The following is a 16,098-nucleotide window of genomic DNA, read 5'->3' as shown; positions in this document are numbered from 1 at the left end:
TCGGTAGATACCCTCAAAGAAACTACCAAATTTTTCACGAGAGAGTCGCTTTTAAGTTTATATCAGGGGGGTCAATTTTGAGTAAAAAAATTTAGAAAAAGGGGTCAAATTTCATTGACAATCAACAGCTGGTACGGGAAAGTTCCTCTCTTATTCTCTAAAACCCACCCCAAAGGCCTCTGCCACACTGTGCAGAGGCCTTTGGTTTTACCCACTAATTAATCAGACAAAATAGATCCTTATTCTGTCTTCCTTGACTTAAGTGTTGATTTTAGGCGAAAATTTTCCCTAAATTTATTGACAATATTAGTTTACAAATGTAATATAATTATCAACTACACATGTAAACCTTACGCGCGATCTTAAACTACCTAACGCTAAGAAAGGATGTTGTTATAATAATGAACAAAATACCTAATATATCAGATGCTGAATGGGAAGTTATGAAGGTCTGTTGGTTATCAGCGCCGTGCAGTGCCAATGAGATCGTAAAGTCCTTAGAACAATCGACGAATTGGAAGCCGAACACAATTAAGACTTTAATCGGGAGGCTTGTAAAAAAGGGAGCCCTTGCTTTTAAAGAAGAAGGGAGATCGTATAGCTACTATCCGCTGATAACTGAGGAAGAATGCATTAAAGCTGAGAGTAAGTCTTTCCTGACACGTGTTTTTGGCGGTGCTTTAAAGCCTATGCTTGTCACCTTTCTTAAGGAGGAAAAGCTCTCTCAAGTTGAAATTGAAGAACTAAAGCAACTCCTTGAAAAAAGGGAGGAATGAAGATGCTGTTGCAACAACTGGTGAATTATCTCAGCCTTTTTAACTGGGTTATGATGATTTCTGCCAAAGCGAGCATCTTTGTGATTTTATTGTTAGGGGTAAAGTTTGCCCTCAGAGCTAAACTAGGAGTTCGCTATCACTATATGCTCTGGTCAGTTTTACTTATCGGTTTGCTGTTGCCTTGGACACCCGCTAGTTCTGTTAGTGTTTACAATTTTCTCGATTTTTCTCGATTACAGCAAAGTATTGCAGCAATCTTTAATCAGTCACATCAACTCGATTATGAAAAGAAAGAAGTACAATCTCATTTAGACAATACTCCTGTAGCCGTAAGCACAGACAGTAAGGCCATATCGACAGCGACGACACAGAGGTCAAGTAATGGTGTTCCCATTATCATTCAACTAATATACATAGATTGGTTCTCCGGAGTTTTGCTTTTATCAGTCCTTACTGTTATTAGTAACAAACAGTTTTCGGCAAAAATCGGAAATGAATTAATAACCGACGAAAGACTGCTTTCGGATTTTAATAACCTCAAATTGAAGTTGAAAATTAATACAGAAATTCCCTTGATTAGAACAAGATATGTTCAGAGCCCAGCCTTATTTGGCTTATTCCGTCCGCGTATATTATTACCACTTGGTTTTGAACAAACATTTAATTCGGAACAAATAAACTATATTTTATTACATGAGTTAGTGCACTTTAAACGAAAAGATCTATGGGTAAATTGGGTAGCACGGTTATTGGCCACAATTCATTGGTTTAACCCTTTACTATGGTATGCCTATTTTCGAATGAAGGAAGACCAGGAGATGGCCTGTGATGCCAGAGCGATATCTCGTATCACCCCTGAGCAGGCCAACGATTATGCATATACCTTGATCAAATTGGCTGAGACATACTCTTCAGCTCCTCGGATGGCCTGTATAGCAAGTGTAGGGGGCTCAAAGTCTCAGATTAAGAAAAGGCTTCTAATGATCGCTAAGCCTAAAAAGACTTCGCTTAACTGGTTATTGCTGAGTGTCGCAGTTATAGGTGTGATAGCCTTTACGACCTTCACCAGTCCTCAAGTAAGTGCGGAGCCAATATACAATCAAAACGCCAATAATAAGCAGATAGATGGGACAGCAAAAGCTATCGACTCAAGTTCAGGAATTACAATCGAGGATATAACAGGTCCAACCTATAGGGGCAAAGTGATGCTGATTCAAGACCCCAAACGGGTCAAATTGGCAGTTACTAAGAATATTGGGATCACAGGAGAAAGGGTCAGTGATTTCGTTAAAGATACGGGAGCAATCGCCGGAATTAATGCCGGAGGCTTCTATGATCCTGAAGGCAAGGGTAATGGAGCGATTCCCGATGGGATAACGATGCAGGATGGAAAACTAGTCTCTAACAATATAGGAGACAAGGCTGTTAACATTGCCGGGTTTGATAAGCAGGGGAAACTTGTTCTTGGCCGCATGACTGCAAAACAATTGCAGGATAATAACATGCGTGAAGCGGTAACCTTTAGCCCCAATCTGATGGTTAACGGCAAAGTGGTGATTGCTGGAGACGGCGGCTGGGGAATTGCTCCTAGGACAGGCATTGGGCAAAGGGCGGATGGAACGGTTATTTTTGTTGTCATTGACGGCCGCCAACCCTCATGGAGCCTGGGAGCGACTTTGGGCGATCTGGCCAAAGTCTTTGAAGATTATCATGCGGTCAATGCTGTAAACCTTGATGGCGGCTCCTCTTCAGAAATGTTCTTTCAGGGCAAGGTTCAGAACCGGCTTTGGGATGTTTTTGGTGAACGTTATCTTGCTACGGCTTTTGTCGTAAAGTAAAGGAGGCATTATGAGGAAGAAAAGAAAGATACGCCTAACTAAGATTGTTGGCTTTATTATTTTTAATGTCCTTTTTACGGTGCTCCTTGCCCCTTTTATCACGTTCTGGGGGCCTTTTAAAGCCACTAAAACAATAGCTGTGGGGTCTGTTCTAACGTCACGCCACCCTCAGGTTGTTAAGGCCTTTCTCTCCGATCAGGAAATTAGCGACATTGTAAACAATTATAATAACTCAAACCCGAACTCGAATATCCCGGTTCAGAGTACTGTGACCGATACCTCTGCTGGGATCACAATAGAAACGATTACCGGCAAGACGTTCAAAGGCAAAGTCATGCTCATCAAAGACCCTAAACGGATAAAAGTTGCTGTGACCAAAGACTTAGGGGTTAAAGGGGAACGGGTGAGTGACTTTGTCAAAGATACGGGGGCTGTCGCCGGAATTAATGGCGGAGGGTTTTGTGATCCTAACGGTGCGGGAAACGGGGGATTTCCGGATGGACTAACCGTACATAACGGGAAGATTGTTCAGAACAACATCGGTAGTAATAGTACGGACATCGTGGCTTTGGATAAGGATGGCAAGCTGATTGTCGGACAAATTACGGCAGATGATATCAAAAAGAAAAATATCCAGGAAGCGGTATTTTTCTGGCCCCCTTTAATAAAGAACGGAAAACGCTGCGAATTTCAGGATTCAGTATGGGGGGTAGCACCTCGTACAGCTATCGGACAGAAAGAAGATGGCACAATTATCCTAATTGTCATCGACGGACGCCAGCCGCTTTGGAGCTGGGGGGCTAAAATGAGCGACGTCTATAACCTGTTCAGAGATTACGGGGCAGTTAATGCGGCCAATCTGGATGGCGGTTCTTCTTCTGAACTCTACTATAATGGAAAAGTGCTTAATAAACTCTGGGATTGGGCCGGTGAGCGCTATCTGCCAACTGCCTTTGTGGTTATGCCGAAGGACAGCAAATAATGACCGTTAAATTTTAAACACGACCCCAAAGGAGAAATAAGGCATGAACAAGAAACTGCGTACCCTAATTGTCTGGATAGTCGTTTCCCTTATCCTGCAATTTGGAGGGTACTCCTTGTTAAACAAGCAAATGGAACAAGTTTTGGGAACGTCAGGTACAGATAATGAACCAGCCATAACGACCAAGTTTGAAGCGACAGTCCCGGGTACGGGGTTATCTAATATCCAGGTCTCTTATGCCAAAGATTATATTGCGTATATGGAAAATAATGTTCTGAAGGTTTTTAATCTAAAAAAGGGAACCATTGTGTTTGAAAAAAAACCGCCCTCAGCTCAAGATCAAACTTTAGGGGTTCTTAATTACCAATGGCTGCCGGATCGCAATATTTTGCTTTATTTTTATGCCCGAAAAAACCCCAATGCTGTTACGACTGTAAAAGTCTATCCGGCCAAGCCTGAAGTTTCAACGCTTACAATTTCGCCCAATACCGAAGACCCTAAGCAAGAAAAAGCAGTTCCCAAGACATCGCTTCAGCCAAAACTGGAAAAACGGTACGGTAATCCTCAGCTTACGGAACTATATTCTTTAGAACTTCCGGATAGTGATGAAGATGCAGCCCCGGATGATCGCTTGAATCCCTTTGAGAGCGGCAGTAAAGAGTTTCCTGCAGGCGGAAAAATCGAAAACTTTGTTGTTTCACCCGTTACAAATTTGATGTATCTGACTGTGAAGACAGGTTCCAAGCAGCAGCTTATGAAGATAGATGTGATGAAAAAGGTTAGTATTCTAAGTCAATCACAAGAACAAATCGATAATATGGCTGCCTCTGACCGCTTTGGAACCCTTTATATTGATAGTAAGCTAGGTGCGCTTCAACAGATCACAGCAATCCAATATGATACTGCTTTGCAAAAGAACAAACGTTATACTATCACTAAAAATGCTTCTGATCGAATTCTCGGTGTCAGAAAGGGAAAAGTCTATATTGGGGAAGTAACGAACAATCAACTTGTAAAAATAAAAACTACGAGTGACCTTCCGGACGTTAAAGAAAATCCTTCTTTTAAAACTGAATGGGAAGGCTCAATTCCCTTTAATCCAAATACACGTACCATTACAGGTGCTGGTGGACAGATAATTGTCTACGATAATCAGAAAGCCTATGTTGTTAAAGATGGTCATCTTAAAGAGGTCACATTGCAGGGGGATGAAAATTATTGTTCCGCTGATGGAGCTGAGCTTATCCAGTTGAAAAAGAAAGGCACTTCAACTTTAGTCAAATTGCAGCCATTAGAGCAATTGCCTTAGTTTCTGTAAAGGATGTATCCCGAAGAACCTATTTACCAGCAAACTGTAGATGATATTATGACTTAAAATGTCTCAAAGTCAATTCATTAAAATGATTATTTTCTCACATACTACCAAAAAAGAAAACTGCCGGAGATTAAAACTATGTGGAAAAAAATTATTTTAAGTGCTGCCTTTACGTTTGTTGGCTTATATGCTTTGTTTCAAGTCGGTTATTATGCTACCTCAACGCCACCCTTTTGTGGTTCATGTCATGAGGTGAATAAATATTTAATCTCATGGCAAACGTCTGCCCACAAAGATGTAAACTGTCTGGACTGTCATCAACCACGAGGAGAGCTGGGAAAATTTCATGCTAAGGCGCGGGGCCTAAATTACGTATTCCAACATTTCAGCGGCGATTATACGATTCCTACCCAGGCAATTGTATCCGATCAAAATTGCCTTCAATGTCATCTAGGGGATGATAAGTCATTTCCCAATGCAGCTAAACTCAAAAACACTCCCCGAGTAGATCATTATCAGACCATAAAAAAAGCCCAATCCTGTTTAGATTGCCATCGAGCAACCGGCCATGATGTCGACATCTATTTGACACGTGATTTAAAAGGCGTAAAGCAATTATAGTCTGGCCTCTGGCGCTATTCTTACGAGGTGTTGCAAAACGAATTTGATTAGTTCGTGGAGCGACACCCTTTTTATGCTTCAAAATAAATAAGCGTTGCCAATTTGTCCAGTTTTAAGGCCTCCACTTCTTAAGTGGGGGGGGATCCTTCGTAAACTTTAGGTGGGGTAAAGTCCCCGCCTGAAGCCCCGATGTTCATCTTTAGCTGAACGAGTTCACTTTGAAGTTATTAATATCAGAGGATGATTCCGTTCAACTGCAAAGCCATATTTGGGAGAGATCAAATTTTTACTAAGCATTATACAGGACTTTATTTAGGCATAATGGTAAAGTTAACTTTACATCTGACAGAATTCGCGTTATCATAGCTTATACGGAAAGTGTCCTTTACAATTTATTTTTGGAGGCATGTCTTTGAAAAATAAGCTGGAAGAAATCAGAAAAGAACGTGGAATTACACAGGAAGAACTTGCTGACAAATTGGAAGTGTCTAGACAGACAATTAGTTCTTTGGAAAATGGTCGTTACAACCCGTCTATTATGTTGGCCTTTAAGATTGCTCATTTCTTTAATCTGAGTATCGAAGAGATATTTATCTATGAGGAGGAGTAGAAGTGAAGAAGGGTAAATTGTGGGTATACGTAATTTTAATGGTCGCGGGAGCCATCCTGTTTTATGTAGGAGAATTTGTTTTGGTCAGTGAAGCAGTAAAACAACTTTCAGGTCTGGGTATAGGGCTTGGAGCAGCTTTGTTTTGTCTCGGAATAGGAAAGTTTTTTGATGATCTTTTAGTATCAAAGACCGAAGGTGAAACAAGGAAACGCAAAATAGTCATTGAACGTAATGATGAACGAAATATACGCTTAAAAGAAAAGGTTGATGCTAAAGTTAACCAAGTGTTGATTTATCTCTTAAGTATTTTGGTTTTGACCTTGAGTTTTATGGGAGCCAAGAGTGTCTTTATATTGATGGTTGCAGCGATTATAGTTATTCAATTGTTCTTAACTATTTTTCTCTTTAATTACTATGGGAAGAGAATGTAAGGATAAGTTCACAAATTATCATAGATTGGCGACTTGTCTCATAGTCATAATTAATATGCTTTTCTTCATCCAATTGTTCGAATCTCACTTCAAGTGGGAATGGTTCCTGGGCAGAATGATTAGAGAGTAGGAGGGACGTTATGACTAAAGAGCAAGAAATCCTCGATTTTCTGGAAGCCAATTTATTCAACCCCATTTTGCGATCACCAACTGCCTCAGAACGGTTCAAGAAGTCGACTCGTGGTTTACGTTTACGAATGAAACAGAGAGATGCTCAAGGAATGATACAGTACTTCTGGAATACAGTTGTCGATACTAAGACCAAGCAGGCAAATTACGGGCGTTTGCTTGAGAATGAAGGGTTTTCTGAGTTTGAGGAGGTTGTTGCCAACTTTCGGGTTCGTTTTAAAGAATTATAGGCATACAAAAGTAAAAGTGACTTCTCTAATAGGCTCAGCACATTAAGCTGAACCTTTTTTATCCAGTTTTTAAGGTCCCCACGCCTATAAGTGAGGGTTGGTCCTTTGTTAACTCAGGTGGGGTAGAGTCCTCCTTTGCCGCTAAGTATTCCTTTTGGAATAATATACCAAATTCGTTCAAATAGGACACGTTCGTCGTTTAAAAGCGCATCAGCAGCATGCTCACTTCGACACTCTTCATTTCATCTGCATGAGATAATTATCTCGATAATTGAAGGAGTGAGTATTTGATGAGCAAAAAAATGATCGCGTCAATCATTATCGTTTGTAACACAATGATGGCAGGGTTCCCGGTTTATGCTGCAACGAATAATTCAAGTTCGGATATTAGTATGTCGCAAAGTGTTAAGATGAATCGTTTAGCCGGGAAGACAAAATATGAGACAGCCAAGGCCATTTCAGAGTATTATTGCAGCGGTAAAGTTAATAATGTTATTTTGGCAACAGGGAATAACTTTGCTGATGGAATTTCAGCGAGTGTATTGGCTCATACTAAAGAAGCTCCTATTCTCTTAGTTAATTCAACTGTTGAGAATTCGCAAGATGCCTTTGACTATATTCGCCAACATCTTGATCCCTCGGGAACAGTTTATATTATTGGGGGGACAGGAATTATTGGGAATGAGTTTGAAACTGAACTTAATGAACTAGGATTTGCCAAAATTGTACGAATTGCCGGTTTAGATCGCTATGATACATCATACCAAATAGCTGAATCTCTTCACACTGCGACGGGATCATCCGTTGTAATCTCATCAGGTGAAGACTATTCCGATGCGTTAAGCATTTCGAGCTTTGCTGCTAATAAAGACTGGCCAATTCTTTTGTCACCTGCCAACGAACTCCCTGAACAGTTGAGAAATCATTTGCAAGAACTAAAACCAGCGAAAGTTTTTGTTACTGGAGGAGAAGTTCTAATCTCGAACAATGTAATCTCCGAAATCCGTGATCTTCTGCCTGGGGCAAGTATCGAGCGGTTAATGGGGCAATCACGATTTGATACCAATGTGATTATAGCCAAGACATTTGTGACCAATCCGGCAACGGTCTATCTTGCCAACGGTTATGGTTTTGCAGATGCCCTGACTGGAAGTACGGTGGCTGCTCAAAAAGGCGAACCCATAATTATGGTTGATCCTTCCATCCCTACACTGCCCAAAGCAACAGCCGGCTACTTTGAGAATTTTTGTACGAATAACCTAAGTCCCGATTTAGTTGCCTTTGGCGGAAGCGGAGTGGTATCAGACGAAATAATGGCAAACTCAAAACGTTTGATTTCAGGAGCAGTGAAAGGTACGAGTATCTATTCCATAGCTGACCTTAATCAAACAGTAACCCAAAATGAAAGTTATTCTTTGCCCACTACAGTCCCCGCAAAACTCTATAATAGTGATACAGAGAATCTGCCTGTCCAGTGGAATCCGCAGACGATTGATACCAGTAAAGTAGGTACCACAGTTTACACTGGGGTTATCGCTGGTTTTGCAAATACTATAAAACTTAACCTTACTGTCCGGGAACCATTGCCGTTCGCTCAATATACGACCTACTTTGATCCTGGCTTGGCCAATAGAACGGAGAACATTCGCCTGGCAGCGAAAGCACTTGATGGAAAACTTTTAGCGCCTGGAGAACGGTTTTCCTTCAATAAAAGTGTCGGAGAACGAACTGCTGAAGCGGGTTATAAAGAAGCTCTGATTATAGAAGGAGATTCTTTTACTCCTGGACTTGGCGGAGGGGTTTGTCAAGTTTCCTCCACACTGTATAACGCGGTAATTCTTGCAGGCTTACAAATTATTGAACGACATCGCCATACGTTGCCCATCAGTTACGTACCGCCTGGGCAAGACGCAACTGTCGCTTATCCAGAACTTGATTTTAAGTTTAGAAATAATACTGCAGCTTCTATTTTAATTCGTAGTTTTGTTGGAGATAATTCTTTAACATTCAAGCTTTATAAGAAGTAAAACCTCTAAACAACCTCACCGCTTAAATCGGTGAGGTTGTTTGTTTGAGAAGCAAGCTTTTTCTTAGAGCTTGCTTTATCTTGCTTACTGTTTCTCTTGAGGCTATACTCTAGCTATACCATTTTTCCTAGCTGAATTCCCCCAATAAGAGAGGTGCGAGCATCATTAACAACTTAACAACCTTACGTAATAAATCATTAGCTCTATTAATGACCTCCCGTGTTGCTAATACGTTAGCAATTCAGATGCTGACGGTTGCCGTCGGATGGCAAATGTATTCTTTGACACACTCAGCATTTTATTTAGGGCTTGTCGGGTTAGTTCAGTTTATGCCTATGATTTTTTTAACCCTTGTCGTTGGACATGTTGCACTTCCAATCAGCTTGGTGAGTTTGAATCCGGACTGACAGCTTCTTGGTTGGGTACAGTCCCGGCAGTATTCATTGGAGGAATTGGCACTATAGTCGTCGCTCTTCTTTGGATGAAACTGTTTCCTGAACTTCTGCACATTGATAAGCTAGAAGTTAGAAGGTGAAATTATTCACCCATTAATTATGAAATTAGCTGTCCGCCCAGTAATAAAATTACTGGGTGGATTTTTAAATTTTAGATGGAGTTTATCCTTCGTATGACCAAAGAATGTATTTTGTTTCCGTAAATTGGTTTAACGTTATTATGAAATATGTTGTAGAATATAGATATTTAAGGTATCGTGTTTTCTCCAAGAGAATGGAGGTAAAATGAGTAATACAGGAATTTCTCGGTCATCTGACCCAAGGGGGAACCAGAGGCTGCAGCGGAAACCTGCCGGAATTTATTATTACAGCCGTAGGAAAAAACGGCTAAGGCAGGCTTTTATAGGGATGTTGGCAAGTTTCTCGATTTTCGCCTTGTGCTTTTTAGGATTTTTGTTTGCACCTGTTGAACCTTTTGAGTCCCTACGTGATTTATGGGTAACTAGTGCCATGACTACGCTGCATCATCAATATTTGGCAACCTTTTTATTTAGTGAAGCGGAAATCAAAAAAATAATGGATAGTAATAAAATAGCCGATTTGGGGAATTCTCATCCTGATAATATTCGAACTCAAGGAACGGTCAATAACAGTGGAACAGAACTAATTGACATTAGTCAAAAGGGATTTAAGGGTTATTTGCTTAAGATTAAGGATCCGGCCCGCGTTCAAGTCGCTGCGACGCGTTATCTGGGTAAGGTTGGAGAAAAAGCTGAGGATATTGCCAAGGAGAACGGAGCAAGTGCTGTAATCAACGGCGGGGTGTTTGATGATCCACAAGGAACCGGCAATGGCGGGCAGCCCCTCGGCATTCTTATTTCTGACGGTCAGATTCTTCATAAAGATCCCGTTTCATCCTTTGATATCATTGGGTTAAATCGCGATAATGTATTAGTTCTTGGACATTATACCTTAACCCAAATTAAACAAATGGATATCCGGGATGCCGTTACCTTTAGTCCGTTTCTTGTCGTCGATGGCAAGCCTTCAATTACTTATGGAGACGGGGGATGGGGGATTGCTCCCAGAACAGCCATCGGACAGACTAAGGATGGCACAATCTTAATGCTGGTTATTGATGGGCGGCAAGTCGGCTCTTTTGGTGCAACCCTTAAAGATGTACAGGATATTATGCTTCAGTATGGCGCCTATAATGTTGCTAATCTGGATGGCGGTGCATCTTCAGTTCTTTATTATAACGGTAAGATAATTAATCATCCGTCAAGTCGCTATGGCGAACGTTCTATACCATCGTTCTTTATTGTAAAATAGTTTTTGTGCTGCCGGCGATAGCGGCGGAATGGCCAAAAGGAGATAGACTATCTGCTTTATCGTCATAGCAATGTGAATTCGATTTCGATCTTTAAAACAATGTTTTATTTTATTCCGAAAATAGCCTTTAATGAATTGAATTCTTTTGCTGATTAGAGTAATATGTTGACATGAAATATGGAATTATGATTGGGGAGGGGAGATTATGAAGCAGGATGAAGTTTTAGGTCTAATTGAGAGTCTAAGGTCTCAACTCGTCAAGTTAGCCCAATATAAGTCCTTGAATGATCCTGAAGTGATCAATCTAAGCCAGCGTTTGGATTCGTATTTGACACTTTATCATAATATTATGTCAAATTTTGTTAGTTAAGAGATTTTGGGAGATGCCATTGCTGCTGATGGAATAGGAATTTTGTAACGTTAAATACTTATGAATTTAGGGGTTTGCCAGATGATGAGAAAAGCGGTTGTTGAAGACGTTCCGCAAATTATGGACATTGTCCAAAAGACAATTTTAGAAATGCATTCATATGGGAATTATCAATGGGATGAGAATTATCCACAAGCCGATGATTTTACGATGGATATTAAGGCAGGAAACTTATACGTACGAGAAGAGAAGGGTAATCTTGTGGCGTTTATCTGTATTAATAGGGTTGAACCTGAAGAATATTCTCATCTTCATTGGTCTTCCAGGGAAGGGATGGTAATCCATAGAATGTCTGTCCATCCCGATTATCGAAGGCGCGGTTTGGCTGTCGAATTGCTTCAATTTGCCGAGACCTTGGCTCGAAGCAATGATTTACCTTATTTGAAAACTGATACAAATTCAAAAAATGAAAAGATGAACTCTCTCTTTAGGAAATGCGGTTTTCAATTTATAGGTCAAATTAATTTTATGTCTAAAGAGACTCCCTTTTTCTGTTACGATAAAGTTCTTGAGTAAAAGCGCTGAACATCAACTTTCGATGTTCAGCGCTTCTTAATTTGAGGATTAGCTTTTAAGGGTGTGGGAAATTCAATTGGCTGCCAATCTTTAATCCCATCATCTTCAATAATGCCTAATGTTACATCTGTGACATCTTCGTACGCCAATAAATTGTCTCGAATTTTGGCTTTGATTTTATCTGCTTCTGCTAAGGAAAACCCTCTGTGCAGTTCAATGTAGCTTTCAACGTGATAAAAACGTCCTTCCTGGAGGATACGCATTTTATTAATATCCGTTACAGCAGGATCGGCCAAAATAATTTGAGAGACTTTATCTTCCACCTCTTTGGGGGCGGAAACACCAATAAGCCCCACCATATTGTCATACCCCACTCGAAAGGCAACTCCGAACATGAGCAGCCCGATTATGATTGCGGCAAATCCGTCAAGAGCCTTGAGAGGAGTAAAGCGTGTGATTAGGATGGCTCCTAAAGCCAGAACTGCTCCGGAGGTGGCTACAAGGTCTTCATAGAAGACTAAACGGGTAGGGGGAGAAGCCTGCTTGACATTCTTGAGCGCAAAAGGGATTAGATTTAGCCCCTTTTTATCACTGTGAGTCTCTTTGCCAATTTCACGGATTGCCTTAAGGAGAACGTAACCATCCGTTGCCATTGAGGCAACAAGACTAAAAATAGTAAATCCCAGAGTTTGAAACGACGAGGGATGCTTAAGGAGATGGATTCCTTCGAGAACCGTTTCATAAGCCATAATTGTTACAACGATTACAGCCCCCATACAAAAGACATTAATGAGCCTGCCAAACCCAGTAGGAAAACGAGGTGTTGGTTTTCGTTCCGCGAGGATGCTGCCGACAAAGACAAAGATTTGGTTAACCGTATCGGCTCCAGTATGCATAGCTTCAGCAAACATTGCCCCGCTTCCGCTGGTGAAAGCGGCAATACCTTTAATCACAACCAGAATAAGATTTCCTATGGAAGCATATAAGGATGAGGAATTCCCCTTTTGAATAAATTGCCAGAGATTGTTCACGAATATTCACACCAATCAATTCAATTGTCTCTTCTTAGCTTCTCTGAAATAAAGGCGATTATTCGTCAGGCGTGACAGAAATGGATTGGAAATCATACCCTATTAGAAAAGAAGAAGTTTGGAAAGCAGGTGTGAATTTGTCGTTGTATCTGGCCTTGGGGGACTCTATCACTGCTGGGTATGGGGTTGGAACGACTTTCTCGTTTCCGTCGATATATGCCCAATTTCTAAGAAGGCATGAGCCAAATTTACTGTTGCGTAACTTCGGGGTTAATGGTTTGACGACCGGCGGACTTTTAGTTTTGTTACGGCAAAACGCAGCAGTACGCCGCTATGTTTGTCAAGCTTCGTTAATTACGATTACCGTTGGTTCAAATGATCTTCTTCAATTATTGAGAAATTCTTCTTGGAGCTTTAATCCTGCTCAATTGTCTCTGACCCTCGTTTCTATGGAGAAAACCGTATCCCAAATAGGGGAAGAAATCAGAAGGATTAATCCAAAGGCGATACTGAAAATTGGCACCCTTTATAATCCTTTACCGGCAGGACCCTATGCGCGGTTCTCTTCGCAAGCGCAGCAAATAATTGACCAGGTCAATATGATGATTGTCGCCTGGGCAAATCGTTATGGAGGAAACGTTGCTAATATTAATCGAGAATTCCGCGGCAAGGAGCAACAATTAATAGGCCCGGATTTTGCTCACCCAAACGTAATAGGATATCAGAGGATTGCCAGGGCCTTTAGCAGAGCTTAAGATTTTATCCACGAGACAGCCTTCATTTAATCATTGCATGAAGGCTTCTTATAGTTTATGATGAAGTTCGCAACTAAGTACTAGGAAGGCGGATGAAACGTCGTTCAAAAGGTGTTTTGAAGATGGAGGGGGAACTATAGTGGGTCTTGGGCATTAATGCTGGGGATCTGTACTATTAGTTGTGTACCAATAATAAATTATTAAGCCAAAAAGGATTATTCCTATGCCTAATGAAATAATAAGCCGGCCTGGATGGTGGGAAGCTCGCCAGAAATCATGGCCTACCCAAGATTCCCAAATAATCATTGGGAATTTTCCGCAAAGAGTAGCTAGTATGAAGGATGGAAAAGGCATTTGGGATAATCCGGCCGAATAGTTGACGGCCGCAGAGGGGAGTATGGGAATGAGCCTGGAGAAAAAAACAATTGAAAAGCTATTCCCTTCGATGAGCTTTCCCCATTTTCCCAATTGGGCGATTTTAGGCTGGGCCCAAGTTTGACCTAAGGTCCGAGAGAGCCAAAAGCCAAGAGCAGCGCCTAAAAGACTCCCTGTAAGAGAGAGTAAAAAGCCCCCAAGACAACCAAAGAGGATGGTGTTCACTCCGGCAATCAAAACGAAGGGAACTACAGGAAAAAGCATTAGCAGTGCAATTATTAATATATCGATCAAAAGGCTTAGGTTCCCCCATTGTTTAATAAAGGTTTGAAGAACAAAAGGATGTTGAAGTTTGGGATAGAGGATAATCACCAGAGAAAGAGATAGTAACAAGGTGAGGAATGAAAAATACTTTTTTTTCAAGAGATATCCTCCCACTGAAGAGTTTAATTGCACCTAGTGTTTATCCTAACATATTATGTACTCTTTTGAATAGAAGTGATATTCAATCTTGAAAAGACTTTTTCTTTTCTTGGTTTATGATAAAATATGGTTATGACATGAGAATGAAAGGGTGATAAGCCCATGCTGCCGGCCCAATCGAAAACGTATCGTCTCAAACCTGAGGACGTCTTTGGACTTCTTCAAGAAATTAATCACCAAGAGAATCTGGAAGACGCCCTAAAATTACTTGCAAAACGAGGGCTTGATTTTTTTAATTCGACGATGGCTGGTATTTGGCTATTTGAAGAACGAAAATTTCATTCTCTGACTATTAGTACTCTTACTGAACAACAAGAAAGATTTTTAAAGCATAGCTTTCTTTCTTCGGATTTAAGGAATTTCTTTAAAGGCAAAATAGAGAGCGATGCTTTTTTTGAGCCTTCAATTACGCTTCATGAAATTGACGAGCAAGGGTATGAACATAATTTCGGAGAATTAAAGAAGGGGTATCGTTTCACTGAGTGGAGCGAAAATCTAAGGGAATTTGCAATCCGGCGAATTTTATGTGTCCCTTTGGTTCATTATGGCCAGTTTTTTGGCTTGCTGGTGCTTTTTAGTGCTGATTCTTCAGCCTTTGATGAAAACAGCGTCTATTGGCTGGAGCAACTGATGCCTTTAATTTCTTCAAATGTCTATGAGCAGCAGCTGCGTTTAGCGGCTTTGGACCGTGAACAGGCTTTGTCACTGCTTTTACGGGGAACTGAAATCTTAGTTAAAGCTGTTTCTGAGGATCAATTGTTAGCCGAAGCAGGGGAAATGGCTATGGAAATTTTATACCTCGAAGCGGGTTTTTTTCATATGGAGCAAGAGGGGAATTGGATCATACGGTCGCCTTTTGGGCGGCTAAAGCAATTAGAAAAAGTTTGGCAGGAGTGGATGAATCGCGATAAGCAAATCCATTTCCCGGCGGGGTATGTACCACGTTCGACACCAACGTTAAGGGCTCTGGAAGAATCTGATCAAAGAGATATGCCATATCCTGTAAAGCGGATTTACATCCATCCGATCATAGCTCATCGCGGGATTGTTGGAGAGCTCTGGCTTATGGACTCAGGAGTTAGGAATCTTGAACAAACTCAAGAAATACTATCGGCCTTTGTCAGGATTTTAAGTATGTCTTTGGAAACAATACGCCAAAGGCTGGAGCTTAGGCGCTTGGCAACAACAGATTGCTTAACGGGGATTTTAAATCGTCAAGGTTTTGAACAGCGGATGTTGGGAGAAATGGCGAATACCTTGAGGCGGGGGACGACCTTTCAATTTTTGCTTCTTGACTTAGACGGTTTTAAATATTTGAATGACACCCAAGGACATCCCGCGGGAGATCTTGCTCTCGTTCATGTTGCTCAAAACCTGCAAAAATCTGTTCGCTTAGGCGATATTGTTGCTCGAACAGGCGGTGACGAATTTGCCGTGGTCCTTACGGATTTAAAGGCGGGTACAGACGCCATTAAAATTATTGAACGTTTAAAGAAAAATTTAGACCTAGAAAAATTTGGTCTGGGTATTACCATTGGGGTTGCTGAATTTCCTACGGAATCTCAAGATTATGAAACATTATATAAAGTTTCCGATCGCCGACTTTATATTGGAAAACAAAATGGCAAAGGACAAATTATTGTCAGAGACTAAGCCCTAAATTATCTCATAGTGAAAAGCTAATCTTGAAATTCGGCCGGCC

General features: G+C 41.0%; 16 protein-coding genes and 2 pseudogenes. 16 read left to right on the top strand and 2 right to left on the bottom strand.

Features of this window, described 5'->3' with window-relative positions; all coding sequences use genetic code 11:
* Positions 1-401 precede the first annotated feature (401 nt).
* From B5771_RS07310 to B5771_RS07250, 14 genes and pseudogenes are all read left to right on the top strand, one after another.
* The gene (locus tag B5771_RS07310) at positions 402-776 is read left to right on the top strand and encodes a BlaI/MecI/CopY family transcriptional regulator (protein WP_088186935.1); all 375 of its coding nucleotides are present in this window, start codon (positions 402-404) and stop codon (positions 774-776) included.
* A pseudogene (locus tag B5771_RS24745) lies at positions 773-1,750 on the top strand (M56 family metallopeptidase); the annotation flags it as partial. The gene B5771_RS07310 and the pseudogene B5771_RS24745, both read left to right, overlap by 4 nt.
* Positions 1,751-1,921: 171 nt before the next feature.
* Positions 1,922-2,614, top strand: a pseudogene (locus tag B5771_RS24740) (phosphodiester glycosidase family protein); the annotation flags it as partial.
* A 10-nt stretch (positions 2,615-2,624) separates the two neighbouring features.
* On the top strand, positions 2,625-3,596 hold the full coding sequence (locus tag B5771_RS07300) for a phosphodiester glycosidase family protein (RefSeq protein ID WP_088186933.1): 972 nt from the start codon (positions 2,625-2,627) through the stop codon (positions 3,594-3,596).
* A gap of 43 nt (positions 3,597-3,639) precedes the next feature.
* The gene (locus B5771_RS07295; RefSeq protein ID WP_088186932.1) at positions 3,640-4,905 is read left to right on the top strand and encodes a hypothetical protein; all 1,266 of its coding nucleotides are present in this window, start codon (positions 3,640-3,642) and stop codon (positions 4,903-4,905) included.
* Positions 4,906-5,049: 144 nt separating this feature from the next.
* The gene (locus B5771_RS07290; protein WP_088186931.1) at positions 5,050-5,532 is read left to right on the top strand and encodes a NapC/NirT family cytochrome c; all 483 of its coding nucleotides are present in this window, start codon (positions 5,050-5,052) and stop codon (positions 5,530-5,532) included.
* A 412-nt stretch (positions 5,533-5,944) separates the two neighbouring features.
* Positions 5,945-6,142 (top strand): helix-turn-helix transcriptional regulator, encoded by a 198-nt coding sequence (locus B5771_RS07285; protein ID WP_088186930.1) that lies wholly within the window; start codon positions 5,945-5,947, stop codon positions 6,140-6,142.
* A gap of 2 nt (positions 6,143-6,144) precedes the next feature.
* Positions 6,145-6,573, top strand: a complete 429-nt coding sequence (locus tag B5771_RS07280) for a hypothetical protein (RefSeq protein WP_088186929.1) — start codon at positions 6,145-6,147, stop codon at positions 6,571-6,573.
* Positions 6,574-6,713: 140 nt separating this feature from the next.
* Positions 6,714-6,992, top strand: a complete 279-nt coding sequence (locus B5771_RS07275; protein WP_088186928.1) for a hypothetical protein — start codon at positions 6,714-6,716, stop codon at positions 6,990-6,992.
* Positions 6,993-7,282: 290 nt separating this feature from the next.
* Positions 7,283-9,019: a cell wall-binding repeat-containing protein gene (locus B5771_RS07270; RefSeq protein ID WP_088186927.1), complete on the top strand. Its 1,737-nt coding sequence runs from the start codon at positions 7,283-7,285 to the stop codon at positions 9,017-9,019.
* 265 nt (positions 9,020-9,284) lie between these two features.
* Complete coding sequence (locus B5771_RS25200) at positions 9,285-9,554, top strand: hypothetical protein (RefSeq protein ID WP_088186926.1); 270 nt, start codon at positions 9,285-9,287, stop codon at positions 9,552-9,554.
* A 205-nt stretch (positions 9,555-9,759) separates the two neighbouring features.
* Positions 9,760-10,806, top strand: coding sequence for a phosphodiester glycosidase family protein (locus B5771_RS07260; protein WP_088186925.1), 1,047 nt, complete (start codon positions 9,760-9,762; stop codon positions 10,804-10,806).
* Between the two features lie 205 nt (positions 10,807-11,011).
* Positions 11,012-11,176: an aspartyl-phosphate phosphatase Spo0E family protein gene (locus tag B5771_RS07255; RefSeq protein WP_083996254.1), complete on the top strand. Its 165-nt coding sequence runs from the start codon at positions 11,012-11,014 to the stop codon at positions 11,174-11,176.
* A gap of 81 nt (positions 11,177-11,257) precedes the next feature.
* Positions 11,258-11,752 (top strand): GNAT family N-acetyltransferase, encoded by a 495-nt coding sequence (locus B5771_RS07250; protein WP_047811307.1) that lies wholly within the window; start codon positions 11,258-11,260, stop codon positions 11,750-11,752.
* 26 nt (positions 11,753-11,778) lie between these two features.
* Here B5771_RS07250 and B5771_RS07245 read toward each other — a convergent pair whose 3' ends face one another.
* Positions 11,779-12,783 carry a cation diffusion facilitator family transporter gene (locus tag B5771_RS07245; protein ID WP_088186924.1) on the bottom strand — a complete coding sequence of 335 codons (1,005 nt, stop codon included), beginning with the start codon at positions 12,781-12,783 and terminating at the stop codon, positions 11,779-11,781.
* An 80-nt stretch (positions 12,784-12,863) separates the two neighbouring features.
* Here B5771_RS07245 and B5771_RS07240 point away from each other — a divergent pair, with 80 nt between their 5' ends.
* Positions 12,864-13,538, top strand: coding sequence for a GDSL-type esterase/lipase family protein (locus B5771_RS07240; RefSeq protein WP_088186923.1), 675 nt, complete (start codon positions 12,864-12,866; stop codon positions 13,536-13,538).
* Positions 13,539-13,691: 153 nt separating this feature from the next.
* On the opposite strand, the gene B5771_RS07235 is transcribed toward B5771_RS07240, so the two are convergent.
* Positions 13,692-14,336, bottom strand: coding sequence for a VTT domain-containing protein (locus B5771_RS07235; RefSeq protein ID WP_088186922.1), 645 nt, complete (start codon positions 14,334-14,336; stop codon positions 13,692-13,694).
* Positions 14,337-14,498: 162 nt separating this feature from the next.
* On the opposite strand from B5771_RS07235, the gene B5771_RS07230 reads away from it, so the two are divergent.
* On the top strand, positions 14,499-16,049 hold the full coding sequence (locus B5771_RS07230; protein WP_242966780.1) for a sensor domain-containing diguanylate cyclase: 1,551 nt from the start codon (positions 14,499-14,501) through the stop codon (positions 16,047-16,049).
* The last annotated feature ends 49 nt before the right edge of the window (positions 16,050-16,098 follow it).

The sequence above is a fragment of the Desulfosporosinus sp. FKA genome, assembly GCF_002196785.1.
Classification (GTDB): Bacteria; Bacillota; Desulfitobacteriia; order Desulfitobacteriales; family Desulfitobacteriaceae; genus Desulfosporosinus; species Desulfosporosinus acididurans.
Note: the sequence above shows the minus strand (reverse complement) of the source record. Positions and strands in the feature narration are given on the sequence as shown.

Bases quoted from the DNA above. Each gene is read 5' to 3' on its own strand.
- B5771_RS07310 (WP_088186935.1), top strand. From the start codon at position 402: ATGAACAAAATACCTAATATATCAGATGCTGAATGGGAAGTTATGAAG.
- B5771_RS07300 (WP_088186933.1), top strand. From the start codon at position 2,625: ATGAGGAAGAAAAGAAAGATACGCCTAACTAAGATTGTTGGCTTTATT.
- B5771_RS07295 (WP_088186932.1), top strand. From the start codon at position 3,640: ATGAACAAGAAACTGCGTACCCTAATTGTCTGGATAGTCGTTTCCCTT.
- B5771_RS07290 (WP_088186931.1), top strand. From the start codon at position 5,050: ATGTGGAAAAAAATTATTTTAAGTGCTGCCTTTACGTTTGTTGGCTTA.
- B5771_RS07275 (WP_088186928.1), top strand. From the start codon at position 6,714: ATGACTAAAGAGCAAGAAATCCTCGATTTTCTGGAAGCCAATTTATTC.
- B5771_RS07270 (WP_088186927.1), top strand. From the start codon at position 7,283: ATGAGCAAAAAAATGATCGCGTCAATCATTATCGTTTGTAACACAATG.
- B5771_RS25200 (WP_088186926.1), top strand. From the start codon at position 9,285: ATGGCAAATGTATTCTTTGACACACTCAGCATTTTATTTAGGGCTTGT.
- B5771_RS07260 (WP_088186925.1), top strand. From the start codon at position 9,760: ATGAGTAATACAGGAATTTCTCGGTCATCTGACCCAAGGGGGAACCAG.
- B5771_RS07255 (WP_083996254.1), top strand. From the start codon at position 11,012: ATGAAGCAGGATGAAGTTTTAGGTCTAATTGAGAGTCTAAGGTCTCAA.
- B5771_RS07250 (WP_047811307.1), top strand. From the start codon at position 11,258: ATGATGAGAAAAGCGGTTGTTGAAGACGTTCCGCAAATTATGGACATT.
- B5771_RS07240 (WP_088186923.1), top strand. From the start codon at position 12,864: ATGGATTGGAAATCATACCCTATTAGAAAAGAAGAAGTTTGGAAAGCA.
- B5771_RS07230 (WP_242966780.1), top strand. From the start codon at position 14,499: ATGCTGCCGGCCCAATCGAAAACGTATCGTCTCAAACCTGAGGACGTC.